We start from the raw sequence: 22,860 nt of genomic DNA on the forward strand, positions 1-22,860 counted from the left end.
GGGCTTTCAGCCAGTTGTGTTCGGGTGAATTCGGATAGAGAGAAAACTGGAATTAGTCGGAATGAAGGTGGGCGAATCGGGCGGTTTTGAGGGCGTATGATTCAGGCATGGCATACTCTCCTGAACTCAGACAAGCCGCCCGAGCGCTTTATTTAAAAGCCTGGACGCCACGCGAAATCGCTGCCGAACTGAACCTGAACAGTGAACGAATCATCTATTACTGGGCAGATAAGTTCGGCTGGCGCGATATGCTGCGTGAACAAACCGTCGATGAGGCGATATCGAATCGTATCCAGACCTTGCTCGAGTTGGAGAACCCAACCAAAGGCCAGTTGGATATGCTCGATCGTCTGGTCGAACACCACGTTAAACTGAAGAAATTCCGCGCCAGCAACCCGCCGCCGGCACCACAAGACAGTGATCAACAAGCGGAGCCAACGGGGAAACAAAAAGCCTCACCGAGTAAACAAGCAGACCCAGCCGGCCAACGCTCTGGCCCGAGCAAAGCCAAGCGCGGCAAAAAGGTGAAGAACGACGTCAGCGAACTGACCGAAGAACACTTTAAGCTCTGGCACGACTCGCTGTTTGACTATCAAATCGTGATGCGCAATAACCTGCATCAGCGTATCCGAAACATCCTCAAATCACGCCAGATTGGCGCGACCTACTACTTTGCCGGCGAAGCGTTAGAGCAAGCGATTCTGACTGGCGACAACCAGATATTCCTCTCTGCCTCACGGGCGCAGGCCGAAGTGTTCCGCCGTTACATTGTTGCGCTCGCCAAAGAGTTTTTGGATTTGGAGCTTTCCGGTAACCCGATGACACTCTCCAACGGGGCCGAACTGCACTTTCTCTCGACCAACGGTAAAACCGCGCAGAGTTACCACGGCCATGTGTATGTGGATGAGTATTTCTGGATCGGCAAGTTTGACGAGCTGAACAAAGTCGCCTCAGCGATGGCTACGCATAAGAAGTGGCGCAAAACCTACTTCTCCACACCATCATCCAAAATGCACGCGGCCTACCCCTTCTGGACCGGGGATAAATGGCGCGGCGATAAAACCACCCGTAAGAACATCGAGTTCCCGACTTTTGATGAGCTGCGCGACGGCGGCCGCTTGTGTCCGGACCGACAATGGCGCTATGTGGTTACGATTGAAGATGCCGCCGCCGGTGGCTGTGACCTGTTCGACATCGAGGAGCTGCGCGAAGAATACAGCGAGCATGACTTCAACAACCTGTTCATGTGTATTTTCGTCGACGGTGCCAGCTCGATATTCGAGTTCAACAAAGTGCAGAAATGCATGGTGGATGCGGGGATCTGGCAGGACTTCAAAGCCAGCGCGAAGCGTCCTTTTGGTAGCCGTGAAGTGTGGCTGGGTTATGACCCGTCACGCACCCGCGACAATGCGGTGCTGATGGTGGTCGCGCCACCGATTGTCGCAGCAGAAAAATTCCGGGTACTCGAGAAACACACCTGGCGCGGACTCAGCTTTCAGCACCAGGCGAGCGAAATCGATAAGGTATTTGAGCGCTTCAATGTCACTTACCTGGGGATAGACATCACCGGTATTGGTGCCGGGGTGTATGACCTGCTCAGCAACAAGCACCCGCGGGAAACCGTGGCGATCCACTATTCCAACGAGAACAAAAACCGCCTGGTGATGAAGATGATTGATGTCATTGACGGCCAGCGCCTGCAGTTTGATGCCGGCATGAAAGAAACCGCGATGTCGTTCATGGCCATCAAACGCACGTCGACCAACAGCGGCAACATGATGACGTTCAAAGCTGACCGCAGCGAGCTGGTCGGCCACGCCGATGATTTCTGGGCACTGTCACACGCACTCATCAATGAACCATTGGATCACACCACCAAACGCAAATCGCGCTGGGCATTCACCGGCGACCAAGGGAAATTAGCAGCATGACCGAACAACTGGTACACACCGACACCGCGCAGACTTCCGGCAACTCATCCGTTTACAGCTTCGACCCCAATCCGGAGCCGGTTGATAACAGCAGCTGGATGACGCGCTATTGTGAGCTGGTTTACAACGACTCTGACGATTACTGGGAGCCACCCATTTCACTCAGAGGACTGGCCGATATTGCCAACGCCAACGGGTACCACGGTTCATTACTCAAGGCCCGCGCCAACTACGTAGCCGGGCGCTTTACCGGCGGCGGTAACCTGCCGATGTATCAGATGAATAATGCCTGCTGGGATTACTTTGGCCTGGGGATGGCAGCGTTTGTGAAAATCCGCAACTACCTGAAGCAAGTGATTGGCCTGGCCCCGCTGCCCATGGTGCACATGCGAAAGCGCAGGAACGGCGATTTTGTGCAGTTGCTTCCGGAGTACAAGCAGAAAACATTCAAAGCCAAAGACGTGATTTTTATTCCCCAGTATGACCCGCAGCAACAGGTGTATGGCCTGCCCGATTACCTGGGCAGCATTCAAAGCAGTTTACTGAACCGCGATGCCACCCTGTTCCGCCGCCGTTACTACCTGAACGGCGCCCACATGGGTTTCATCTTTTACGCGACGGACCCGAACCTGAGTGAAGAAGATGAAGAAGCACTCAAGAACAAGATCGCCAGCTCGAAAGGCATTGGTAACTTTCGCAGCATGTTTGTGAATATCCCGAACGGGAAAGAGAAAGGTATTCAGCTGATCCCGGTGGGCGACATCGCCACCAAGGATGAGTTTGAGCGCATCAAGAATATCACGGCTCAGGATATCTTTGTCGGCCACCGCTTCCCGGCTGGCATGGGCGGCATGATTCCACAAACCGGATCAACGATTCCTGACCCACTGAAAGTGAGCCAGGTATATGACCGTTATGAAGTGATTCCGGTATGCAAACGGATTGCGGATGCGGTGAATAGTGACCCGGAGATTCCACGTTCGTTGCAGTTGCAGTTTGATTTAACAATCACCCACGGGCCAAATTAGACAGACATCAAGGATAAAGGTAAGCCTCCGCTTTACTTTTATCCTTTCTAATAATCGCATACATTTTGATGTAAGAGATCAATGGGTAAGATTGACACAGATAGAAGGTCGCAGCAGATAGAGTAAAGGCATCAATAACAAGTAGGATTAAAGTATCCCCAAATCCTACATTATGACTCAAAACACCACCGGTTATTATCCAAACCGTAGATAACAACACCCCTGCTAGAATCACGCAGGCTATCCGCACTGTGAAATGAATGAAGCAACCAGGTTTCAAGAATAGACTATCTTTCTCTGTACAATAATAAACCACCTCACAACATCCTCTTAGATCACTACTACCCAATGTAAAAATCCCATAAACGTAGTTGTTTGACCTATCGATTAGTGCCTCTCTGAGCTCTCGTTTAGCATATCCGTAGCCGTTTTTCTCAAAACGTTTGGCAGCCAATTCGCTCTCTAAAAACTCTTTCGTTTTCGTATCTAAATTGTCACCTTTCAACGCATCTTCTAATGAGTCCAGAACTGTTCTCTGACGTCTCAGATACCAAGAGCGCATTGCAATTAATGCCCCCCAAATTGAACTTAGAATAGGTAACAAAGCCCCCAACGTGCTGATGTATGTTCCTGAGAAAAGCTCATGAAAAAACGTATTAATATTTGTTGGATCCATTAGGTTCCCCTTACTAGTTTCGATTCTTCCTACTACAACGTATAATTAAATCGTCAGTCAATAAGCTAGGTGTTTCTTATGAGAGTGTTGTGTCCAGAGTGCGGCGAGAAGGCCCGTATACAGAAATCAAACCGTTTAACCAACAGTGTTGCAGACCTGTATTGTGCATGCGGTGATCCAGAATGTGGGCACACGTTTGTAATGAATCTTTCGTACAGCCACACTCTAAGCCCATCCGCGAAGACAACCAGCCAAATTGCATTTAACCTGGTGAAAGCTTTGCCGCCGGAACAGCGGCAACAGCTTAAACACCAGCTCAGTATGCTATAAACGAAACGCCGGACTTTCCTGCTCTTCAGCCATCGCAATGATAGATTGGATGGCTTTTGTTTTTTCTGAATCCAGCAAACCTGGGTTGTCGGCCACCAACAACTCCAGAACGTAACGCCCCGCTTTTACGCGCCCTGCCCCTGCTTCACTCAACGACAATCCATCGATAATCAGTTCTAGTGCCTGCTGGAATCGCTCTTTTTTGTCTGACATATCAACATCCTTACCAACCTCACCCACAATATACTGTATATAAACACAGTATTTCAACGATCATTTTGTGACTAAAAGTACAAAGAACTGTTTGATATCTTTCAGTTACGCCGTTGAAACGAAACCAATTGGATAGATCCAAAGGCTTTCAAAATGTCGTCATCTTCACCATCAATAAAATCATTGCTCAGTAACAACCTCATTAGAGAGTCCGTACCAAGCTGTACTTTTTCCGTCTCATCAAAACTATTGAGTGCAAAGTAAACTAGGTTCAAGATATTCAATATCTCTTCTTTCTTTGTGTATTTCATCAAACTCCCCTTTTCTTTTTCTTCTAACAGCTTACCGAATCCATAAAACTTTCCGAAATGACCAAAAATATCCTAGCCATATAGACTTAAGCGCAATCTATGTAGTCGATTGAGAAACCTTGTGCCTAAAATGCGGATTACTTTTCTATTTAGGAACGATATCAGCAGCCGTTCTGAACTCTCTTGGTCTAATCACATTTCACAGCGGATTTGCTCTTCGTGTGCTTTGACTCAAACACAGACTCTCCAGGAACTGAAGCAAATGCAGTACCCAAGGCCGTTAAACCAAGCTACGACAGGTTGCCAAACGCGCAAGTCATGGAAATCGGATTAATTGAAATTTTTTCGGTCATATGAATGTGGCGAAGGGGAAATCTTCATCTACGTCATATTCAAGAGAATGAGTTGTTTTATGATGGTTTTAACAAAAGCAAAAGTTACGCGGTACGAACAGAAAACGAACGTTCATCAGTATGCGTTTCGGAACATACGTAGTCGTACGTTAGTCACAGTATGAAATGATATTCAGGTGTATATGGGCTTGTATGTGCGCATCATAGCGTGAAACACTTTGTCGTAATATTAGACAGTGTGCTATAGTTAGTCGGTCCTGGTGGTCCCACATGTACCACTAAAACTGGGGAGACTACGCAGACATTACTGCAAAGGAGCTCACAATGATGAAGAAAATTTACCAAGAAGAAGACTGGGGCTTTGACATCAAAGGCTGAGGTCTTTAGAACTTTGTAAGAAGGAAGGTTAGCACCTTCCTTTTTTATTGTCCAAAAGGTGACCTAAATTGGAATCTCTGATTTCACAACTCATACGGCTGTGGGATAACTATCCTGTATTCTACGTAGCCTTCTCAGCTTTGGTAGTTGCAGTTCTCAACCTCCAAGCGAGCAGTAGAACGTCCAAAGTGAAAAATTCTCTGGATTTTGAAACATCATATAAGCATAAGGACCATATAAAAAAGGTTTCTGATGATGTATTAAAAATTTTAAAGAGTACGGCGTCAAATACCGAGCTCACAGAGAAACTTTTCAAAATCGCTATCTTAGAAGGCCGAGAAGACGAGACCGGAAATGCAGACTACCTCAATATCAACGATTTCCTCAATGAATGGGAACGTTGTGCGAACGGTATTTACTATGGGGTATATGATGAAAAGTTCCTGTATGGAACATACGCTAGCACTGTAACTGTAGCAGTCACCAAACTTCTACCTTTCATACTGATCAGGCAAAGTGGCGTTAGAGAACGCGTTTACATAAAGATCTGCTGGCTAGCCTTAAGATGGCATATTCAGAGAGAGAAAGAAAAAGGAACAATCTGCCATCCCAAACTATTAAGAGCATATGACGCCCTTTCGATTCACCATCACCGTATCTACAGCAAGAGTTATATGCATCTTTACTATGCAATCGCCCATACGATAACTAGACAACCAACTCCCAAATACTTGCTACTAGAGGCGAGAACATCATTGATTGAGTACGTACTTGAACACAATAAACCTAAATCTAAAACCTGAATTCAAGGGCTCTATCAACATTCTGAATATCAAGCAAAGCTTAACTAATTACGTAATTAGTTAAGCTTTGCACACGTGTTGGGTCCATAACTGATCGTTCCACATCCGCATCGAGTATCCCACATCCAGGGCGTATTGCTCTTCCATACTTTTCCAGTAAGCGATCTCACCCTCGGTTGGTTCCTCTCGCGCGGAATAGTCCCCGGCGACGGCTTTCCAATAGCACCGGTTATCCAGGAAGGCGCTGAAGTTATCCTCGTAACGCGAATCTGCCTCGTGTTTGATGTCACTCATATCTATATCACGGCAGGTCATTGGCCACCCACGGGCGCCAGCTGCCCAAAGCATAAATGAATCCACCTTCTTTTTGGCTTGCTCCCCTTCGAACGTGATACAAAACCGATTGTAAGCACTGACGTGAACGCCCCGGCTTTTCAGAGTCTGGTTAAGCTTCTCTGCCTGTTTTTCTAACCGGATAATCCGTTGGTACAGCTTGTTCTGATGTTCCTCTGGTGCGCACTTCTGTTTGGCGATGGACTTCGCTTTGATAGTTTGAGCCTTGGCAGCACTGAGCTTGCGAATTTGGCGCTGTATTGGCTTCTTCCACATATCAAGCTTATGGCCCAATTCTCTGATAATGGCTGTCATGTTATCGGCATCGAACGAGGTCAACACCTCCCAATCTGGCGCGCGTGAACACTTGGCGATGTTGTACCGGTTACCCCTTATCAGCCCCTGATCTGCGTTAGCACCTTTGGCGGCATAACCCACGGCTTTGATGATGTATGAGCCTGCAGCTTTAGGTTTGCGAATACGCTCCAGCTTAGCGAACCCATGGCCCCAAATTTTTTCTAGACGAGCAGACCAGGCACTAAACAGATGCTTGGGTACATTCCATCGCAGCAACACGTGAACATGTGGGTTCGGCTCACCGAACTCATTGGCCGGGCACTCCGCCACCCAGATGTAATGGAAATCGGCCGGCAGATTGGTTGGGCCCTGATCGCTTGGCTGCGCATGCATCGGCACTTTGCACTTTTGTAAATCGCAGTACCTGGCGCCGCTTTCCGGATCCGTTCTGACTGTGTGCTCAGCCACCCAGCCCCGTTGATACATTTTCTTGGCGCCATCGAGAAACCGGGAAAGCTCTTTACCAATCGTCGTTTCGAGCGTTTTCTCCATCGTGAAGGCTTGCTCCGGTTTGTTCTTGATGTCGCAATACGGGCCTGCAATCACTCCATCCCTGTTCATCACTTTGACCTTCGGAGTGTCCTTTGACGGAATGGTCCAATACTCGCCACCAATTTCAGTGACCGGATCCCAAACCTTCTTCTCACCGCGCTTCGCCCTGGTAGTAACCATGTTCCGCTTGTAGACAATCGGATGGTTGGCGCCCATCGTCCGGCACTCTTCCGCATCGAGCATACCTCCGAATAATGCGAGGCGTTGAGCCTTGGTGAACGTCAGTGTCAGAAATGTCGTGAACCCGCCATGGCAGGCCGCGGTATAAGCGCCGGCTTCAAATATACGACTGACAGCGCGAGGCTTCAGCCTGTCAGTATATCTTTCGCCGGTGTTCGCTTCCGGAGCAGAGCTGGATGGTGTTTCCGTTATCGCCTGAAACTTGAAAGTTTGGTTCCAGGAACGGTGCATCAAGTACATCGAAATCGGTGTTTTACCGGTTTCACCCTGCGCAAGCCTGCCATTCTGGTTGAGGACTACCGGTTTAGAACGCTCTGTCGACTCATACAGCAGGTCGTGATTCCAATGTGCATCCGGGCCAGAGATTTCAGATTCAGGGCGCAGTGACTTGCCCAGAGCCATCAGCTTGCGGTTTTGGCGCTCTCGTCTCTCGCGATAATCTTCTGTCGGACTTTTGCGCCCTTTGACTAGCCTAAGTCCTTCGTCCCTGCGGGACGCCGCTTCGCGGTCGTGTTGGGAGCGAGAATTCAGAGCGCGATACTTTTCAGTGCGCTCTAAAACATCCAGTTCGCGTTTCGATTTCCGGTTCAAAACCCGGTCGTAAAGCGGTACATTTTTAACCAAACCACTATCAAGCAATGCCTGTTCCTGGTCGGTGTAAATTTTGGAACCTAAAAAACCAGCATTATAGCTGGCTGAATTTTTCACGATTCTGTCGAGGGGCATCACTACCCCACCGATATAGAGAAGATCAGATTGATTCATACTCCATCCCTAACTTTTCTTTCGCAATATCAATAAACCGTTTTTGCCAAACAGGGTCGTTAGTAAAGCGATTGAGGTCTTCCAATTTAATGTTCATGGTTACACCCCAACTACATGGACCAGCAAAGTAGACAACCGCGCACTTTTCGAATGTCGCCGTTCTGCCTTCATAGACTTGAATGGTGTCTGCATCTATGGTCAAGGAAGCAATCTTCTTATGTTTCATACCGCCTCCAACTCCTGAGTTGTGACCAGCATAAAACCGGCTTTGCCCTGCCCTTTGCTGATCACCCCGTTTAACAGGTGAGTGCAGCTAAGTTCGGAGCACGCCTGGTTAATGGCATCATCCATCGAATCGAAATCGCCAATCAGAATGTTGGCGACTTCCTGCGTTTCCTCATGGCGGATCACTCCGCCATCCGGGCAAAGCATTACTGCAGCGTATTGCATCAGTTACTCTCCTTAATCGTACTCAGGTATTGATTCGCTTCATCGATAAACACACGACCACCTTCAACCGTTAATTCCGCATCGGTGATGCTGTGCCCGGAAGCAAGCGTGATGTCGTAACCGGCTTCAATGCAGTTGCAACACTCTTCTAATCGATCTCTCAACATTTCAATAAGCTCACTCGCTTTACTTGGATTCATGCATCCCCCTCTTCTTCCAGTTCATCACGGCGTTGGGCGATACGCTCAATGAGTTTGTCCTCGACTAACAGCAAATCCATCAGGGCTTGTTCATCATCAAGCAATATGATGTTGTGGGCGTGTTCCGTGGTGTTGTGAGAGAAAATCACCACGTTCAACATCTTCATCGATGATGAATACTCAATCCGGACACTGATAACATCCGCACTCTCGATCGCGAGCGCATACAGGTTGTTGATGGTCGACAAAATCGCCCGTTCAAAGGCGGCTTTGGTTACAGGGTTGTTCATCATCTTTATGCTCCTACGCTGAGACGAAAAAAAGGCCCCCATCCTTTTGGAATGTGGGGCAAACACCTGGCTAGGTTTAATGGGTATGGCTGAACTGGTAGTGCTTCAGGCGGCGAACATCGCCCAGCTTGCTGTCGAACTCGACCGTCATATCTTTCAGGTACTGCATACCTAAACGGATTTTGTGCAGCTCAAGGTCATCGAACGATTCAAACTGGCGAGCGTAATCGCGCGCTGGCAAGCCACCGGCGATCAAAACCAAACCGCGGCTTTTGTCCGGCAGCTTGTTAAACATGTCTTGCAGTTGGCAACGTGTTGCCGAACCGTTGAACAGAGATTTGCAGGCCGCGATACTTTCGTGTGCCGGCGGGGTTTGATGGGTTGTTGGTTGTTGTAAGTTTCTGGCTAACTGACTATTCATCATCACTCCTCAGGACATGCCCGGTATTGGCGCACCGTTGGCGAAAAAATCCAGCCCCATCGATAACAATGGAGTTGCGCCAGTCGTGCGGTTTTCTAGATCGGAAATCATCAAAACAAGGTTGCCGAGCGCGGCGTGCGCTTTGGCCAGTGTTTTGTTTTTGGTGGAACGCGGCAGGCGCTCTGCGGTGCACATTTGCATTGCATCGCCAGAAAGCTCGCCGCTCAGCGCGTTGTTGAGTAACGTGCGCTCAATGAAGTTTTTCTGCTCTGATTCCTGTGGCAGTGCCACGGTCACGGTGCCCAAATCGCTATAAAGCACGTTATGGATGGAGTAATCGCCGGAGTGATAACACAACCAGGCTAACTCGATGGCGTAAAGCTTGTGCGGTTGCTCAGGGTTGAGCTTGTTGCGCAGCATGGTTTCACCCATTTCCATCTTTCTGGCTAATGCGGCCATGTTGTGGTTGGTTGCAAATGCGCAACACGCCTCGTCAAACGCGTTTTGTTTGGCGTCACGTAATCTGCACATGGCGATGTTCGCGTCCATGTTTGACAATCCTTATAGCAACGTTGGAATGCAAATGACTGCCCAGGCGAACAAATGAAGCCAAAGCGGGCAGTATGATTTGGTTGGAATCAGGTAGGACAAACGCATGATCAAACCTGCTGCATCGCGGCCTGCTCGGCCCACTTATACAGGTTCACCAATACAGTTGATTTGGCTGAAGGCTTATCCATAACAGGGATTCGGCCTGCATTGCGCAAGTTGTCGAACGTGGAAGACGTCATTCCTGTTCTTCGAAGAAATTCACGTTTAGTCACATAGGGTGTATCTATGGCTATTTGTATGCTGGCCATGGTGGTATCCTTATGAGTTAGCGCTTATTTGTGGTTATCTAGGCGCAGTTATTGAACACACAAGAATCTTAGATCGACAAAAGAAATAATTCAATTGCCTTTTATCGATCTAAATCAACAAAATGAAAAGTTGATTATGAAAGACAAAAAAATTCTTCCTTTTGATTATCTAAAAGGTGATGAGTTTACAGAGAAGCTTAAGAAAGTTACTGGTTGTCGAACTTTTCTCGACATGGCTGAACTTTTTGGATGTACCAAAAGCAACTTTTAGTGCTTGGAAACTTCATGACAGAACGTCACATGAGTTGATGGTGCGACTACATTTGGCGATGGGAATTCCAATTGAAGAGCTGGCATTGAAGCCCGAGGATCGTGAAAGCTTTAAGCGTACATCGAACTCGCTTGCGCCAGTACAGAGCCAGACATCAGAAACTCAAACGCAGCACAGCTCAGTTGTCATCAAAAGCTACTGCCTTACCAATGGCAAACTGCTGAATACTGGCGAATTGCCGTATCCAGTTCGTCGCATAAATGGCTTTGGTCTAGAAAACGCAGACCTAATTGAAATTGAAACCAATCAGAGTGTTGTACTTATCGATAAAAAAGAGAACGACGCAATGAATGGCAATTATCTGATCGGTATCGATGGTCGTTACTCAATCAACCAAGTTCAACGCCTACCCGGCAAGCTGGCTATCGCATTCGATGGACAAACGATTGAAGTTCAGGATGGTGATATCGAGGTGATTGGGAAGGTTGTGTTAGAAACAAAACTTAAATAATAAAAATTGTCTAGGGAACTAACAAAATGGATAAGGTGGTTAGTACAAAACTCAAGTTGGGAATCATTTTAATCCCTATAGTCTTCTCTTGGTTCACGCTAAAAAAAGGATATAGCCCATTAGCTCGGGTAGTTTCCTTCTCTTGGCTGGCCTTAACTCTAGTCGTAGTTATGTCTGGAAATGAGCAAACTGGCGTGCTGATTGGTGTTATTGCACTAGGAGCTTTTACATACGCTATTATCTCACTTTTCATATTCGTATTTAATAAAGTCACACAGCGAAAAGAAAAAATGCTTTCGATCATCAATGATGACGAACAATGGGCTGAATACTGCATCAGGAAAAATCTAACTCCATCTGCTCAAAAGTTCGTTTTAAAAACTTATGGTATTGAAAAAGAACCTGTCGAACTTCCAACTGCTGACATAAAGGTAAAAGTATCGGTTAGCAGCACATCAACATCAGAGCACGAGCGTGAGTGGAAATCATACGACAGTGTTGATACATGGAAACAAGACTGTAAAGTTCTTTGGACTGGTACAACAAAAGACATTGAGTTTTCATACTCTAGCTCTTGCTCAAGACCTAAAGAACGCAGAACCTTAACTCCCCAAGAGTTCGGCATTGATGGTAATGGTAGCGGCTACATAAAAGGTATTTGCCATAAATCGAATGAACAGCGCACATTTAAGCTTCATAACTTCGAAACGAAAATCAAGGTAGGAAGTCAGCGATTTGACCCCGATGAGTGGGTAGAAAAATACCTCCACTTAGATACTTACGATTTGTACCAAAAGTACGGCGCTAGCATTTAGTAAGCGAGCACATTATTAGCAGGTCTTCAGGGGAAGAACTAATGGAATATATATTTACTGAATTTCAAAATCTATTCACTTCAAAGGATTTGGCGATAATAGTTCTTTTAGCGTTAGTAGTGAAAATAGCCATTCAGTTTACTCAGATTTTCAAGATTAAGGTACAGACTGAAAAGATAATAAAGGAAAGACTCGACTTACTCAATAAGTCGTTAAAATTTAAAGAATCCTCCCAAGACCTCCACCGTTATCAGAGCCTTAGAAATGAAATAAGAAACCTTAGGACACAAAAGAGGCTTTTGCGATATACGTATCGAAAAAGGTTAACTTCACTATCCGATATAGCTTATGACACCATTTCAATCTTCTTATCTGTCGAAAGTATTACCGATACCAGCAAGACTAAAACGAATACTGTAGTCGGTATGATGCTCAAAGAGCGGGCAAGCACAGCCAACAAAATTAAACTGCTTCTTTCTGGCAGCGTTTTAGTTTATCTAGTTGCTTCAGTGATATCGATAATTGAGTTCAACTGGTTAGCCATTACTTTTCCTACCACTTTATTTTTGGCGTTGCAGACAGATCAGTTTTTGATTACCTATCGTATTCGTAAAGGCTGGTACGGTCGTAACGAATATGAAGCAAGAGAAATTATTGAATACATTCTATCTCACGCTGACAAAGATGATTTCAATAATGACGGCGGGCTTAAGAAGTTAATGGATGAACCAAAACGCACCGAATACAAAGTAGAAAAAGACGTTAAAGGATGGGTAAATGCATGATGAATATCGATGATATTACTCAACTTTTTAGAAAGTCGCTCAATTTATTGTTTGTAGCAAATAAGCAAGGCACATCGCTAGGCGTTGTGATGGGAGTGCTATCCGATGGCATCATTGGAACCTTAATGCCAACACTCAAAACTATCTCTGGACTCGATTTTGGTACTGTAGAAATTTGGCATTTAATTGCCCTTTGGGTAGTCGCGTTCAACATCAAGCCTTATCTAAACCGACACAGCCCCGATCCTAAAATTGACGCAGCCATTAGCAAAATTAAAGACATGGAAGCGAGCGGTCAAATCACCAAAGCACAAGCCAAAATGCACTATCACGAATTGAGTTTAAGAGTTCTAGAGAGTGTAAAAATGTCAGGGCCTCAAGAGGCATCGAGAGAAGGCTAGGCACTGCGCCTTTGATACAAAACAAGACGCTTATCAGTACACCTATGATTCAATGAATGATAAAGTTTGAAACTTAAATCCGCTAATTTCAAACCTTATCAAGATGAAGAACATGAAGGAGCAAATGTGACGGAGCAAAAATGGGTTCTTGATTTGGATTACATGCACAATTTAGCTGTGGATATTAAAGCTAGCCGTTCTGAAAAGTTTATTCGGGATGGCATAAGTTACGCACTCCAGTTTTATGAAATAATTAACTTTAGCTTTAAGTATGAGAGGTCATTCGTTAGAGCAAGAGTTGCAGAAAATGGGCACGGGTTTAACAGTACGTCAGAAATCTACTACCCTCCACGACATTTAACTGGTGTCGGTCGTATCAATGAAGAAGGTAATCCATTTCTATATTTAAGCCTTACCACTGACGTTGCGTTAGCTGAAATCGGAGCCAAAGAAGGGGATGTAGTTCAGGTTAGTGCTTTCGAGCCGAAGGATAAGCCTGTATGTGTTGGAATCATTGGTGAAAAGTACAAAGCTTCAAGAGGGGTAGGGAATTTTTTACCTAAGGAATCCACTGAATTTCTAGCTAATCTTGTGAAAAAGTTAGAAAAAGAAGATAGAAAAAAAGCAATGGCCTATTTGTATCCTGACATGTTTTTTGACGAGATAATAACCAACCCTCAAGCCTCACAAGATGACTACATCCACTCCCGAATATTAGCAAGATTGATGTTTGAGAAGCAGAAATCATTAGATGGCATTATGTACCATAGTGTTGCTAGCGATGGTGGGCTAAACATAGCACTTCCATGTGATAAAGCTGATAGCCTACTTGGTCTTGCACATACCATTCTTATAAAAGTTAAGAAAGCATACTCCTATGGTCTGTTCGACATTGAGTTGTTGAAAAAGCCAAAGATTATCCTTCAAGATGGAACTATCATTTGGTGACTTTAAAAAGTTCGTATTGTTTGAAGTACTCCATTTTTACTCGGAATTGAGTTAGGCAGTTTATCTGTACCTATGTGAAGCATCCCTCTTTTAGTAGAGCTTGTAACAAGCTTTTGTCCAATTGCGAGTTATGATTTTAGCAGGCCGACTGCACGATCTAGTCGCAACTAACCAGCGGATATGTAAGATCGAGTATGAGTCATTACAACTGAGTACGTTGCTATCTTTGTTTTCCATAATGCACGATCCCCAAAAATGACTGATATTGGATTGATTCTACACTAAATCACTAAGCTCAAATGACCGTTCTTGTTCGTACTCACCGATTTTAAACATTGAAGATCCCACCTGACCGATATACTGTTCATATAAACAGTACATTGGTATATTTATGTCTATTCGGAATCTTAAAGACGGTAACAAAAAGCCGTGGCTCTGCGATGTTCGCCCGAGCGGTCGCAACGGAAAACGGGTAAGAAAACGCTTTGCCACTAAAGGTGAAGCTCTTGCGTATGAAAAGTTTGTACTGAGAGAAACAGACGATAAACCCTGGCTTGGTGAAACAACCCAAACCCGCAGCCTGCTAGATATGATTGATTTGTGGCAAGAACGCCACGGTCAGTCGCTTGCTCACTCGAAATACACCTACAACAAATTAAAAGTTATTGGCTTAGCCATTGGCGACCCGCTCTATCACAAGTTCACTCCTGCTATGTTCACGGAATATCGCTCTCGTCGTTTAGCGGGTGAGGTTGCGGATTTAAATGGGCGTAAAATTGCTGTCTCTTTTCGCACCTGTAACAACGAGCAAGATTTGCTGAATGCAGTCATTGTAGAACTGCAACGCATGGGCGAATGGAAAGGTGAAAATCCGCTACATTCTGTTCGCCAGTTCAAGCTGCATGAATATGAAATGGAATTCCTGACTGTTGAAGAAATGGAAGATTTGATCACTAAAGCAGAAAATCACGAATACCATGATGATTTACATAAGGTCATTAAGTTATGCCTTGCAACAGGTGGTCGCTTTCGTGAAACGGCGTCACTTACTGGTTCCCAATTGAGCCAATACAAAGTGACCTTTACTCAAACCAAAGGCAAAAAGAACCGCTCTGTTCCTATTAGCCCAGAGTTGTATGAAGAAATTTATAAACCCGGCTCTGGCCCATTGTTTGCGATTGGCTATTCAACCGTGTACCGCTTCATTTCCAGAAACATTCCTCGGCTAAAACAACAAGCCGCCCACGTCCTGCGCCACACGTTCGCCAGCTACTACATGATGAATGGCGGCAACATTATTGCCTTACAACGAATACTTGGTCATGCCGATATAAAGCAAACGATGCGTTATGCTCATCTGGCACCCGATCACTTAGAAGATGTTGTCAGTAAGAACCCGCTAACGAGTTTGAGAAGGGAGTTTTCAGCAGAGAAAGAACCTGCCGAATGACCACAATTTGTGGACAAAAAATGTCCACATCGTGACCACAAATTTTAATAATATATGGTTTTATTGGGCTTTATTTGGGTTCATTCGATTCATAACCCATTGAAAACCCTTGATACGCCTACTGGCGCGAAGGGTGGTTCAAAATGTGATCTTCCCAGTCCACCACGTCAATCTCGTACACCACTTTATTGCGTACGCTTTCGCCGGCGGCGTGCATGGCGGCTTTGGAGCCGGTGATCAGCGGGTGCCACTTTGGTAGGGTTTCACCGTCGGCCAAAAGGCGGTACGCGCAGGTGTCCGGCAGCCAGTGGAATTCATCGATCTTGTCGCGAGTCAGCTTGAGGCACTCTTCGCCTGAGCTGAAACGGTTCGGGTAATCTTTGCAAGAGCAGGTTTCGCTGTTTAACCAGCTGCACGCGACATTGGTGTAATACACCTCGTCTGAGTCTTCGTCCATCAGCTTGTGCAGGCAGCATTTGCCGCAACCATCACACAGGGATTCCCACTCTGCTTCGGTCATTTGATCCAGGGTTTTGCTTTGCCAAAATGGAGTGCTCATAACGTCTGTTTTTCCTGTCTTGTTTCAGGGGGACGATTTATACCCTCCTGCCCTACAAAGTTCAAGGATAAATATTCTGCGATCCCGCTGCGAGCCGCGACGATTTCTGTTAGGATCGCCGCCCTTATTGAGCGAACACACAAAAGTAGGTAAATGATGGAATGTAGACTGGGTTGCGGCGCATGCTGTATTGCGCCGAGTATTTCTTCCCCGATTCCGGGTATGCCCGATGGTAAGCCGGCCGGTGTGCGCTGTATTCAGCTCAATGATGACAATTTATGTAAGCTGTTTGGCAAGGCGGAGCGCCCTAAAGTATGCCACCAGTTCAAACCGTGCCCGAGTGTGTGCGGCAGCACTAATCAGCAGGCCCTGGACAATATCACCGAACTGGAACAGCTGACCTGAGCCTCACGCTCAAACGCAGCTCAGATTGAGAGATTAAAAAACCGCGCCATGATGCGCGGTTTTTTATTACAGTTTTTGTCGGCCCAGCAGCGAGTGAGACAAGGTGGTCCCGTCGACCAGCTCCAGTTCACCGCCCACCGGTACACCGTGGGCAATACGGCTGGCTGAGACATCGTGCTCGCGGCACAGCTCTGCGATGTAGTGCGCCGTTGCTTCACCTTCCACCGTCGGGTTGGTGGCCAGAATCACTTCGGTCACGTCACCACGTTGCAAGCGAAAATCAAGTACGTCCAGGCCAATATCACTCGGCCCGATACCATCCAGCGGTGACAGGTGGCCCATCAGCACGAAATAGCGACCGGAGTACTGACCTGTGGCTTCTACCGCCGCAATATCTGCCGGGCTTTCCACCACACAGATCTGGCCGTTTTCCTGACGCTTCGGATTTTGACAAATATGGCAAATGTCCTCCTCAGTAAAGGTACGACATTCGCTGCAATGGCCGATTTCAACCATTGCCTGACTCAGAGCATCTGCCAGTTGCAGGCCACCTTTGCGGTCTCTCTGCAACAAATGAAAGGCCATACGCTGCGCTGACTTAGGACCAACCCCAGGCAGACAACGTAAGGCCTCCATCAAATGCTCCAGCATATGACTGGTGCGCATTAAACTGACTCGTAATTAAAACGGCATTTTCATACCCGGTGGTAGTTGCATACCTCCGGTAACGCTTGCCATTTTTTCTTTCTGAGTTTCTTCAACGCGACGCGCCGCATCGTTAAATGCAGCTGCAATCAGGTCTTCCAGCATTTCTTTGTCGTCTTCCATCAGGCTGTCGTCGATTTCGACACGACGTACGCTGTGACTACCAGTGATAGTGACTTTAACCAGGCCAGCACCAGATTCACCGGTGATTTCCATGTTTGCAATTTCTTCTTGAAGCTTTTGCATGCGATCTTGCATCTGTTGGGCTTGCTTCATCAGGTTGCCCATTCCGCCTTTACCAAACATCTTTATCTCTCTGGTTTATCTCATTGTTTCACATACTGTGGGGGTAATTGAGCGAAATCTCAAGTCCACAGTCGCAGTTATATCGGTCTAACACTGTCTTTATCGAGAGCAGCGCTAAAACGGCGTTCAATAAATTGTACGTTGGGATCTGCCACAAGGTTATCAATCGCTTGTGAAAGTTTGCTCTGATACAGGCGCTCTCTCAATTCCAGCGGCGTTTCGCCCTCTTCACCAATAGTCACCGACAATTGACACTCTTCATTAAGTTGGTCATTTAATGCCTGCAGAAGTTCACTCTGGGCACGGTCGGTGTTGAGGTGGGCATGAGTCGCACGCAGAGTCAGCTCAATGGTTGCCCCCTGTTTACGGTAAGTCGAGTTAAGTGCTAACTGCTCCACCAGCTTAGGCGTATTGAGGCGCTGGATAAGGGCAGCCCACTCATCCTGGGCATTCGCCTCATCGATAAGCTTTTGCGTCATCTCCGGCGTTTTTTCATGCTCCAGCGCGCGTTTAATCTGGGTTGGAGTCAGCTCATTTTTTTGTGGCGCTTCAATCGGCGCTTCTTGCATCGGGCGCCACTGGTAAGCTTCATCACTCGGCTCTTGATCTTCGCTCTGCTGCGCAGTATTGGGCGACATCTGCGCGGCATGCTGACCACGCAGGGCTACACGCTCAAGAACCGAAACCGGCTTGGCAGATGTCGCATCAGACTTTTTTGTATCATTACCCTTTTGCGCTAGCCCCTGACGCTGCGAGCGCAGTTGATGGCGCAGCCCTGCAACCGGTGATGCCGGCGGAGCTTGTTGTGGGGTAACCTGAACCTGCTGCGCTGGCTGAGGTGCCGGTTCTGAACTATCAGATGGCATTGGCTGCTGATAGCCACCGCTTTCCGTCGAATTGGCTGGCATGCTTTGCGGATTCGCAGGCATGCTTGGCTGAGTAGCCGGAGCATAGCCGGATGCCGGTTCTGAAGGCTGCGTCGCCGCTTGAGCCTGAACCGCCTGCGGCGGCATTTGTGCCTGCGGCTGAGCGGCCGGCTGCGGCGCAATTACATTTGCCAGCGAGGCCTGTGATGGACGAAATGCCATCATACGCAGCGCAATCATCTCAATCCCGATACGCGGGGTGGGTGACAGCGCCAGATCATCCCGGCCTTTGAGCGCGATTTGGTAATAGAGTTGGACATCCTGCGGCGCCAATGCTTTGGCGAGCCACTGGATTTGCTCAGCATCCGGCTGCGCTTTATCGACACTGGAAGGCAGCGCCTGATACATGGCAACACGGTGCAATTGAGTCGCGAGCTGTTGCAACAGACCATCCCACTCAACCCCGTTTTGCGCCAGAGCGTCGATACGCTCCATCACGGTTTGTGGTTGCTGACTGCTGATGGCCTGGAGCAGATGGAGTGCCTGATCGGTATCGAGCGTGCCGAGCATATGTGCCACAACATCTTTCTGTACCTGACCATTACCCAAAGCAATGGCCTGATCGGTCAGGCTGAGCGCATCACGCATACTGCCATCGGCAGCGTGCGCAATCAGTGACAGGGCTTTCGCCTCACTGTCGACCTGCTCTTGCTGCAGAATATGACTGAGCTGCTCAGTAATGGTGTCAACGTTGATCGGTTTGAGGTGAAACTGCAGACAACGCGACAAAATGGTGACCGGCAGTTTTTGCGGATCGGTCGTCGCGAGCAGGAATTTCACATACTCAGGCGGCTCTTCAAGCGTTTTAAGCAAAGCGTTAAAACTGTGGCGCGAAAGCATGTGTACTTCGTCAATCAGGTAGACTTTAAACCGGCCACGGGCCGGTTTGTATTGCACGTTATCCAGCAGTTCGCGCGTATCTTCAACTTTGGTTCGTGAAGCAGCATCGATCTCTAACAGGTCAACAAAACGGCCCTGATCAATCTCTTTACAGGTATCACACTCACCACAAGGGGTAGCCGTAATGCCCGTTTCACAGTTCAGCCCTTTAGCAAACAGACGACCTATGGTCGTTTTACCGACACCGCGTGTTCCGCTGAACAGGTACGCATGGTGGAGACGGTTCTGTGCCAGAGCATTTTCTAAAGCTGTTAATACATGTGCCTGACCCACGACTTCTTTAAATTTTGTGGGCCGCCACTTTCGCGCTAAGGCTAGATAACTCATGAAACCTTCCGATTTAGTGACCTTCAAATTCACAGATGCTGTAAACGTTCAAGCCTAAACCTTCCAGCCGCTTGTCACCACCAATTTCTGGCAGATTGATTACGAACGCCGCATGCTCCACTTCACCGCCCAGTTGACGAATCAGTTTTGCTGTCGCTTCGATGGTACCGCCGGTTGCCAGCAGATCGTCCACCACCAGTACTTTGTCGCCTGACTGAATAGCGTCTACGTGAATTTCCAGTGTGTCTGTACCGTATTCCAGATCGTAAGTCTGACCCACGGTTTCACGTGGCAGTTTGCCTGGTTTACGAACAGGAACAAAACCTAACCCCAGCTCCAGAGCCAGTGGCGCACCAAACAGGAAACCACGTGCTTCTGTGCCCACTACCTTGGTGAACCCCATCTCTTTGTAACGATCAACAAACAGCTGGATAGTCGCCTGGTAAGCTTTAGCATCTTCAAGCAGACTGGTCACGTCGCGGAACAAAATGCCCGGCTTTGGATAGTTCTCAATGCTTTTGATGCTGGATTTAATCAGTGAAAGAGTTTCGGTTGTCATAACAAAATTAACTTTGATTGGCCCGACGCGGCATCTCTCCGCTTGGGGTATTTACGGTTTCTGCACTGTAAAAAACTTTCCATGTGCCGAAAAAACAAACGCCCACTCGAAGAGCGGGCACACTTCTCCACAATGCTAGTGATTTTCTTGTTGGTTAGCAACCAGCTCGTGAGTAGGAAGACGCAGAAACACGATAATCAGCACCACTAAACCGACCAACAGCAGACTCTTTAACCAAAGATGAGGAACAACAGCGATAGAAAGCGCAAAGCTGAGGACAATAAATACGCAACCGCGTTGCTTAACCTGCTTCGATACTGCTTTGTTCTGCTGCCAGTTGATAATGATCGGCCCGAACAGCGAATGCTCATGCAACCAGCGATGAAATCTGGGGCTACTGCGGAAAAAACACGCACTGGCCAGCAGAATAAAGGGCGTGGTGGGAAGAAGAGGAAGTACGATACCCAGGACACCCAGGCAAACGCTCAGCACACCAACAACATTGAGTACAGCATGTCGAATATTGATGGTGAACCTCACTTAACTATTGTGCGCGCTACCTGGTCAAAAGCATGGTAGCGCGTTGGTGGAATGAGCGGCAGGCAGCCGTCATTCCAACCTTAACCGATATCAGAACCCGGCGTAACCATTGACCACACGAAGCCAGGTCAGGGTCGCAGGTAAGGTCGGTACTAACAGGGCCAGGATGAAACCTAAAAAGTATAAAACATTATAAGGTTCTTTAAACTCTTTGTCTGCCATGATTCGCTTCTCTGTTGTAGGTGACTTTTTGTTATTGCCGACTTGTTATTGCCGACTCCCGTCTCCAGTAAACCAGCTTATCCCCGACTTTATGGCGACTTACTGCGGAAATAGGCTTGCTACAGCCGGCGTTATCCCAAACCGCACGCCAGGCGGTGGTTAATTATTGACGCTGACTATAACTTAAACAACCCACCATAAACACTGACTATAAACAGGGATATTAGTAACCGGTTAACTGGCTCACATTTGCCTTTGCACGTGATAACCCTGATGCAAACCAGCTCAACTGCTGAAAAGAAAATGCAGGGCCAAAGCCCTGCATCTGACAAAATATGATTGACGTACACTACCCATATTACCAAAGCAACTAAGTTACCTGAGGTAGCTAAAAGGGTAACTAAAAGCAACCAAAGCAACCGAGCCAGTGTCCATCGCTCTGGCCTGCTGTCAGTTGCAGTCTACGATCAGTTATTGCTGCCCTGATAAATGTCCAGCACAAAGCTACAGGATCCGAGACAACTCAACGACAGCTGACAGGCATCGTGAATCAGTAAGTCTTTGGTAATGAAGTTTTTAAGGCAGTTTTCACCCAGGTTCACTCCCGCGGCTATGTGCTGCGTCATGTAACCGTTCGACCACTGGCTATCCAGCCCGGCGGGCAAGAGAGACAAGGTTCCGTCTGACAAATTAGCAACCCCAAACAGAGCCGCGACGGGCTCGGCGCACTCGGAGCATTCCAGTCCACGCTCGACAATCTCCGCCAGATCTTTCAGATCGGCACTAAAACTGCGCAAGTTACGTAAGTAATCATTAAACAGGGCACGGACCAGCAAAGTACTTGCCACCCCTTTGTCGTGGCTACTCGATGAATCCACCACATAAAACGCAAACTGACCATTCATCAGCCACGCATAGTCAAACACTAACGGCATCACATCCGCTGACTGCAACAGACGATAGCTGCATTTCCACGCGCCCTGCGCAGTGTCTTTTTCCGGCAGCAACGCATGTAACAGATCTTTGGCCGCACTCGGGTTGTCTCGCAAATACTCCAGATGCCAGTGCAACTCCTGCTCTTCAGGAATATCACCGCCGCCATCGACCTGGAACCACTGACTGGCAAAATCGCGTTGATCCGCCAAATGGTTACAGGTGTCCTCGAGCGTACTCTCAATGGCACAACTTAAGTGTTCATGATTGCCAATCGGCTTGGCGAGGAAATCTTTAATGCCATAACGCAGCGCTTTGGCAACGTCGGACATTTCGTCGGTGGCCGACACCACAATCATGGGCAGCGACGGATACTCCAGGCTGACCTCTTCCACAAACTCAATACCGTCCAGCACGGGCATCGACAAATCACACAGCACCAAATCCGGTTCGGTCTTCCTCAGTTTCCTCAGCCCGTCCAGTCCGTCTTCAGCTTCCATCACTTTATAGCCTTGCGCAGACAGGTAACCGCTGGTGATACGCCTGAATATCGGGTCGTCATCCACCAGCATAATTAACTTCTCATCTGGCACTTTGGCAGCCGAAATATCTGGCGTTTCGATGTGTGTTTTGTACATAGCTCCCTACCCCACTATGCGTTTGCAATGTGTTTGCTGTTCACAATTTGAATTATTGTTATAAGATGGTTTCTCACGTTACTTAAAAGTAGCCTTGAAATAAGATTTATACAAATATTCCACTTTGCACCTGGGTTGCATACTATATGTATGGAATATCACAAATCGTCCAACAAGTTGACATCACTCAATCTTTGCCTTTGGATATCCGTATAAATTACTCAAATT

General features: G+C 47.3%; 30 protein-coding genes. 11 read left to right on the forward strand and 19 right to left on the reverse strand.

Annotated features, from left to right (window positions below; translation table 11 throughout):
- The first annotated feature begins 107 nt into the window (after positions 1 to 107).
- Together KNV97_RS13635 and KNV97_RS13640 are read left to right on the forward strand one after the other, a co-directional pair.
- The gene (locus KNV97_RS13635; protein ID WP_218563368.1) at positions 108 to 1,931 is read left to right on the forward strand and encodes a terminase ATPase subunit family protein; all 1,824 of its coding nucleotides are present in this window, start codon (positions 108 to 110) and stop codon (positions 1,929 to 1,931) included.
- Positions 1,928 to 2,959 (forward strand): phage portal protein, encoded by a 1,032-nt coding sequence (locus tag KNV97_RS13640; RefSeq protein WP_218563369.1) that lies wholly within the window; start codon positions 1,928 to 1,930, stop codon positions 2,957 to 2,959. The genes KNV97_RS13635 and KNV97_RS13640 overlap by 4 nt, the downstream gene beginning before the upstream one ends.
- A 7-nt stretch (positions 2,960 to 2,966) precedes the next feature.
- Here the strand turns inward: KNV97_RS13640 and KNV97_RS13645 are convergent, their stop codons facing one another.
- Complete coding sequence (locus KNV97_RS13645; RefSeq protein WP_218563370.1) at positions 2,967 to 3,635, reverse strand: hypothetical protein; 669 nt, start codon at positions 3,633 to 3,635, stop codon at positions 2,967 to 2,969.
- Between the two features lie 78 nt (positions 3,636 to 3,713).
- On the opposite strand from KNV97_RS13645, the gene KNV97_RS13650 reads away from it, so the two are divergent.
- Positions 3,714 to 3,965, forward strand: a complete 252-nt coding sequence (locus tag KNV97_RS13650; RefSeq protein WP_218563371.1) for an ogr/Delta-like zinc finger family protein — start codon at positions 3,714 to 3,716, stop codon at positions 3,963 to 3,965.
- Here the strand turns inward: KNV97_RS13650 and KNV97_RS13655 are convergent.
- Together KNV97_RS13655 and KNV97_RS13660 are read right to left on the reverse strand one after the other, a co-directional pair.
- Positions 3,960 to 4,178, reverse strand: a complete 219-nt coding sequence (locus KNV97_RS13655) for a hypothetical protein (RefSeq protein WP_218563372.1) — start codon at positions 4,176 to 4,178, stop codon at positions 3,960 to 3,962. The genes KNV97_RS13650 and KNV97_RS13655 overlap by 6 nt on opposite strands.
- A 101-nt stretch (positions 4,179 to 4,279) precedes the next feature.
- Positions 4,280 to 4,489: a hypothetical protein gene (locus tag KNV97_RS13660; RefSeq protein WP_218563373.1), complete on the reverse strand. Its 210-nt coding sequence runs from the start codon at positions 4,487 to 4,489 to the stop codon at positions 4,280 to 4,282.
- 799 nt (positions 4,490 to 5,288) lie between these two features.
- Between KNV97_RS13660 and KNV97_RS13665 the strand changes: the two genes are divergently transcribed.
- Entirely contained in the window at positions 5,289 to 6,023 is a 735-nt protein-coding gene (locus tag KNV97_RS13665; protein WP_218563374.1) for a DUF4760 domain-containing protein, read from the forward strand.
- Positions 6,024 to 6,083: 60 nt separating this feature from the next.
- Here KNV97_RS13665 and KNV97_RS13670 read toward each other — a convergent pair whose 3' ends face one another.
- The 8 genes from KNV97_RS13670 to KNV97_RS13705 all read right to left on the reverse strand — a co-directional run bounded on the left by KNV97_RS13670 (position 6,084) and on the right by KNV97_RS13705 (position 10,362).
- Positions 6,084 to 8,210, reverse strand: coding sequence for a rolling circle replication-associated protein (locus KNV97_RS13670; protein WP_256612985.1), 2,127 nt, complete (start codon positions 8,208 to 8,210; stop codon positions 6,084 to 6,086).
- Positions 8,197 to 8,436 (reverse strand): hypothetical protein, encoded by a 240-nt coding sequence (locus tag KNV97_RS13675; protein ID WP_218563375.1) that lies wholly within the window; start codon positions 8,434 to 8,436, stop codon positions 8,197 to 8,199. The genes KNV97_RS13670 and KNV97_RS13675 overlap by 14 nt, the downstream gene beginning before the upstream one ends.
- Entirely contained in the window at positions 8,433 to 8,660 is a 228-nt protein-coding gene (locus KNV97_RS13680) for a hypothetical protein (protein WP_218563376.1), read from the reverse strand. Before KNV97_RS13680 ends, KNV97_RS13675 begins: the two co-directional genes overlap by 4 nt.
- Positions 8,660 to 8,860: a hypothetical protein gene (locus KNV97_RS13685; RefSeq protein WP_218563377.1), complete on the reverse strand. Its 201-nt coding sequence runs from the start codon at positions 8,858 to 8,860 to the stop codon at positions 8,660 to 8,662. The genes KNV97_RS13680 and KNV97_RS13685 overlap by 1 nt, the downstream gene beginning before the upstream one ends.
- Positions 8,857 to 9,153, reverse strand: coding sequence for a hypothetical protein (locus tag KNV97_RS13690; protein ID WP_218563378.1), 297 nt, complete (start codon positions 9,151 to 9,153; stop codon positions 8,857 to 8,859). The genes KNV97_RS13685 and KNV97_RS13690 overlap by 4 nt, the downstream gene beginning before the upstream one ends.
- Before the next feature lie 73 nt (positions 9,154 to 9,226).
- Positions 9,227 to 9,571, reverse strand: coding sequence for a hypothetical protein (locus tag KNV97_RS13695; RefSeq protein WP_218563379.1), 345 nt, complete (start codon positions 9,569 to 9,571; stop codon positions 9,227 to 9,229).
- 9 nt (positions 9,572 to 9,580) lie between these two features.
- Positions 9,581 to 10,120, reverse strand: coding sequence for a phage regulatory CII family protein (locus KNV97_RS13700; protein WP_218563380.1), 540 nt, complete (start codon positions 10,118 to 10,120; stop codon positions 9,581 to 9,583).
- A 110-nt stretch (positions 10,121 to 10,230) separates the two neighbouring features.
- Positions 10,231 to 10,362, reverse strand: coding sequence for a hypothetical protein (locus KNV97_RS13705; protein ID WP_256612986.1), 132 nt, complete (start codon positions 10,360 to 10,362; stop codon positions 10,231 to 10,233).
- Positions 10,363 to 10,610: 248 nt separating this feature from the next.
- On the opposite strand from KNV97_RS13705, the gene KNV97_RS13710 reads away from it, so the two are divergent.
- The 6 genes from KNV97_RS13710 (at position 10,611) to KNV97_RS13735 (ending at position 15,612) form a co-directional block, all read left to right on the forward strand.
- Entirely contained in the window at positions 10,611 to 11,213 is a 603-nt protein-coding gene (locus KNV97_RS13710; protein WP_322972741.1) for a helix-turn-helix domain-containing protein, read from the forward strand.
- A gap of 26 nt (positions 11,214 to 11,239) precedes the next feature.
- Positions 11,240 to 12,028, forward strand: a complete 789-nt coding sequence (locus KNV97_RS13715; RefSeq protein ID WP_218563381.1) for a WYL domain-containing protein — start codon at positions 11,240 to 11,242, stop codon at positions 12,026 to 12,028.
- 41 nt (positions 12,029 to 12,069) lie between these two features.
- Positions 12,070 to 12,813, forward strand: a complete 744-nt coding sequence (locus KNV97_RS13720) for a hypothetical protein (protein WP_218563382.1) — start codon at positions 12,070 to 12,072, stop codon at positions 12,811 to 12,813.
- The gene (locus KNV97_RS13725; RefSeq protein WP_218563383.1) at positions 12,810 to 13,214 is read left to right on the forward strand and encodes a hypothetical protein; all 405 of its coding nucleotides are present in this window, start codon (positions 12,810 to 12,812) and stop codon (positions 13,212 to 13,214) included. Before KNV97_RS13720 ends, KNV97_RS13725 begins: the two co-directional genes overlap by 4 nt.
- 66 nt (positions 13,215 to 13,280) lie before the next feature.
- A complete protein-coding gene (locus KNV97_RS13730) occupies positions 13,281 to 14,162 on the forward strand; it encodes an RES domain-containing protein (protein ID WP_218563384.1) in 882 nt (293 codons plus the stop codon).
- 391 nt (positions 14,163 to 14,553) lie between these two features.
- Positions 14,554 to 15,612 (forward strand): phage integrase, encoded by a 1,059-nt coding sequence (locus tag KNV97_RS13735; RefSeq protein WP_218563385.1) that lies wholly within the window; start codon positions 14,554 to 14,556, stop codon positions 15,610 to 15,612.
- Positions 15,613 to 15,730: 118 nt separating this feature from the next.
- Here KNV97_RS13735 and KNV97_RS13740 read toward each other — a convergent pair whose 3' ends face one another.
- Positions 15,731 to 16,171: a YcgN family cysteine cluster protein gene (locus KNV97_RS13740; protein ID WP_218563386.1), complete on the reverse strand. Its 441-nt coding sequence runs from the start codon at positions 16,169 to 16,171 to the stop codon at positions 15,731 to 15,733.
- A gap of 156 nt (positions 16,172 to 16,327) precedes the next feature.
- On the opposite strand from KNV97_RS13740, the gene KNV97_RS13745 reads away from it, so the two are divergent.
- Positions 16,328 to 16,576, forward strand: coding sequence for a YkgJ family cysteine cluster protein (locus KNV97_RS13745; protein WP_136484402.1), 249 nt, complete (start codon positions 16,328 to 16,330; stop codon positions 16,574 to 16,576).
- Between the two features lie 66 nt (positions 16,577 to 16,642).
- Here the strand turns inward: KNV97_RS13745 and recR are convergent, their stop codons facing one another.
- The 7 genes from recR to KNV97_RS13775 all read right to left on the reverse strand — a co-directional run bounded on the left by recR (position 16,643) and on the right by KNV97_RS13775 (position 22,632).
- Positions 16,643 to 17,242 carry a recombination mediator RecR gene (gene recR, locus KNV97_RS13750; RefSeq protein ID WP_136484322.1) on the reverse strand — a complete coding sequence of 200 codons (600 nt, stop codon included), beginning with the start codon at positions 17,240 to 17,242 and terminating at the stop codon, positions 16,643 to 16,645.
- A 15-nt stretch (positions 17,243 to 17,257) separates the two neighbouring features.
- Complete coding sequence (locus KNV97_RS13755) at positions 17,258 to 17,587, reverse strand: YbaB/EbfC family nucleoid-associated protein (protein WP_136484323.1); 330 nt, start codon at positions 17,585 to 17,587, stop codon at positions 17,258 to 17,260.
- 77 nt (positions 17,588 to 17,664) lie between these two features.
- Complete coding sequence (gene dnaX / locus KNV97_RS13760; protein WP_218563387.1) at positions 17,665 to 19,740, reverse strand: DNA polymerase III subunit gamma/tau; 2,076 nt, start codon at positions 19,738 to 19,740, stop codon at positions 17,665 to 17,667.
- A 13-nt stretch (positions 19,741 to 19,753) separates the two neighbouring features.
- Positions 19,754 to 20,299, reverse strand: a complete 546-nt coding sequence (gene apt / locus KNV97_RS13765; RefSeq protein ID WP_218563388.1) for an adenine phosphoribosyltransferase — start codon at positions 20,297 to 20,299, stop codon at positions 19,754 to 19,756.
- 135 nt (positions 20,300 to 20,434) lie between these two features.
- Positions 20,435 to 20,839: a YbaN family protein gene (locus KNV97_RS13770; protein WP_218563389.1), complete on the reverse strand. Its 405-nt coding sequence runs from the start codon at positions 20,837 to 20,839 to the stop codon at positions 20,435 to 20,437.
- Between the two features lie 90 nt (positions 20,840 to 20,929).
- Positions 20,930 to 21,061, reverse strand: a complete 132-nt coding sequence (locus KNV97_RS22025) for a hypothetical protein (RefSeq protein ID WP_136484327.1) — start codon at positions 21,059 to 21,061, stop codon at positions 20,930 to 20,932.
- A gap of 467 nt (positions 21,062 to 21,528) precedes the next feature.
- The gene (locus KNV97_RS13775) at positions 21,529 to 22,632 is read right to left on the reverse strand and encodes a response regulator (RefSeq protein WP_136484328.1); all 1,104 of its coding nucleotides are present in this window, start codon (positions 22,630 to 22,632) and stop codon (positions 21,529 to 21,531) included.
- Between the last annotated feature and the right edge of the window lie 228 nt (positions 22,633 to 22,860).

Source organism: Vibrio ostreae (genome assembly GCF_019226825.1).
Lineage (GTDB): Bacteria > Pseudomonadota > Gammaproteobacteria > Enterobacterales > Vibrionaceae > Vibrio > Vibrio ostreae.

What these genes read in the sequence shown, in the direction of transcription:
- KNV97_RS13635 (WP_218563368.1), top strand. Translation starts at nt 108, where the DNA reads ATGGCATACTCTCCTGAACTCAGACAAGCCGCCCGAGCGCTTTATTTA.
- KNV97_RS13640 (WP_218563369.1), top strand. Translation starts at nt 1,928, where the DNA reads ATGACCGAACAACTGGTACACACCGACACCGCGCAGACTTCCGGCAAC.
- KNV97_RS13645 (WP_218563370.1), bottom strand. Translation starts at nt 3,635, where the DNA reads ATGGATCCAACAAATATTAATACGTTTTTTCATGAGCTTTTCTCAGGA.
- KNV97_RS13650 (WP_218563371.1), top strand. Translation starts at nt 3,714, where the DNA reads ATGAGAGTGTTGTGTCCAGAGTGCGGCGAGAAGGCCCGTATACAGAAA.
- KNV97_RS13655 (WP_218563372.1), bottom strand. Translation starts at nt 4,178, where the DNA reads ATGTCAGACAAAAAAGAGCGATTCCAGCAGGCACTAGAACTGATTATC.
- KNV97_RS13660 (WP_218563373.1), bottom strand. Translation starts at nt 4,489, where the DNA reads ATGAAATACACAAAGAAAGAAGAGATATTGAATATCTTGAACCTAGTT.
- KNV97_RS13670 (WP_256612985.1), bottom strand. Translation starts at nt 8,210, where the DNA reads ATGAATCAATCTGATCTTCTCTATATCGGTGGGGTAGTGATGCCCCTC.
- KNV97_RS13675 (WP_218563375.1), bottom strand. Translation starts at nt 8,436, where the DNA reads ATGAAACATAAGAAGATTGCTTCCTTGACCATAGATGCAGACACCATT.
- KNV97_RS13680 (WP_218563376.1), bottom strand. Translation starts at nt 8,660, where the DNA reads ATGCAATACGCTGCAGTAATGCTTTGCCCGGATGGCGGAGTGATCCGC.
- KNV97_RS13685 (WP_218563377.1), bottom strand. Translation starts at nt 8,860, where the DNA reads ATGAATCCAAGTAAAGCGAGTGAGCTTATTGAAATGTTGAGAGATCGA.
- KNV97_RS13690 (WP_218563378.1), bottom strand. Translation starts at nt 9,153, where the DNA reads ATGATGAACAACCCTGTAACCAAAGCCGCCTTTGAACGGGCGATTTTG.
- KNV97_RS13695 (WP_218563379.1), bottom strand. Translation starts at nt 9,571, where the DNA reads ATGAATAGTCAGTTAGCCAGAAACTTACAACAACCAACAACCCATCAA.
- KNV97_RS13700 (WP_218563380.1), bottom strand. Translation starts at nt 10,120, where the DNA reads ATGGACGCGAACATCGCCATGTGCAGATTACGTGACGCCAAACAAAAC.
- KNV97_RS13705 (WP_256612986.1), bottom strand. Translation starts at nt 10,362, where the DNA reads ATGACGTCTTCCACGTTCGACAACTTGCGCAATGCAGGCCGAATCCCT.
- KNV97_RS13710 (WP_322972741.1), top strand. Translation starts at nt 10,611, where the DNA reads ATGAGTTTACAGAGAAGCTTAAGAAAGTTACTGGTTGTCGAACTTTTC.
- KNV97_RS13715 (WP_218563381.1), top strand. Translation starts at nt 11,240, where the DNA reads ATGGATAAGGTGGTTAGTACAAAACTCAAGTTGGGAATCATTTTAATC.
- KNV97_RS13720 (WP_218563382.1), top strand. Translation starts at nt 12,070, where the DNA reads ATGGAATATATATTTACTGAATTTCAAAATCTATTCACTTCAAAGGAT.
- KNV97_RS13725 (WP_218563383.1), top strand. Translation starts at nt 12,810, where the DNA reads ATGATGAATATCGATGATATTACTCAACTTTTTAGAAAGTCGCTCAAT.
- KNV97_RS13735 (WP_218563385.1), top strand. Translation starts at nt 14,554, where the DNA reads ATGTCTATTCGGAATCTTAAAGACGGTAACAAAAAGCCGTGGCTCTGC.
- KNV97_RS13740 (WP_218563386.1), bottom strand. Translation starts at nt 16,171, where the DNA reads ATGAGCACTCCATTTTGGCAAAGCAAAACCCTGGATCAAATGACCGAA.
- KNV97_RS13745 (WP_136484402.1), top strand. Translation starts at nt 16,328, where the DNA reads ATGGAATGTAGACTGGGTTGCGGCGCATGCTGTATTGCGCCGAGTATT.
- recR (WP_136484322.1), bottom strand. Translation starts at nt 17,242, where the DNA reads ATGCGCACCAGTCATATGCTGGAGCATTTGATGGAGGCCTTACGTTGT.
- KNV97_RS13755 (WP_136484323.1), bottom strand. Translation starts at nt 17,587, where the DNA reads ATGTTTGGTAAAGGCGGAATGGGCAACCTGATGAAGCAAGCCCAACAG.
- dnaX (WP_218563387.1), bottom strand. Translation starts at nt 19,740, where the DNA reads ATGAGTTATCTAGCCTTAGCGCGAAAGTGGCGGCCCACAAAATTTAAA.
- apt (WP_218563388.1), bottom strand. Translation starts at nt 20,299, where the DNA reads ATGACAACCGAAACTCTTTCACTGATTAAATCCAGCATCAAAAGCATT.
- KNV97_RS22025 (WP_136484327.1), bottom strand. Translation starts at nt 21,061, where the DNA reads ATGGCAGACAAAGAGTTTAAAGAACCTTATAATGTTTTATACTTTTTA.
- KNV97_RS13775 (WP_136484328.1), bottom strand. Translation starts at nt 22,632, where the DNA reads ATGTACAAAACACACATCGAAACGCCAGATATTTCGGCTGCCAAAGTG.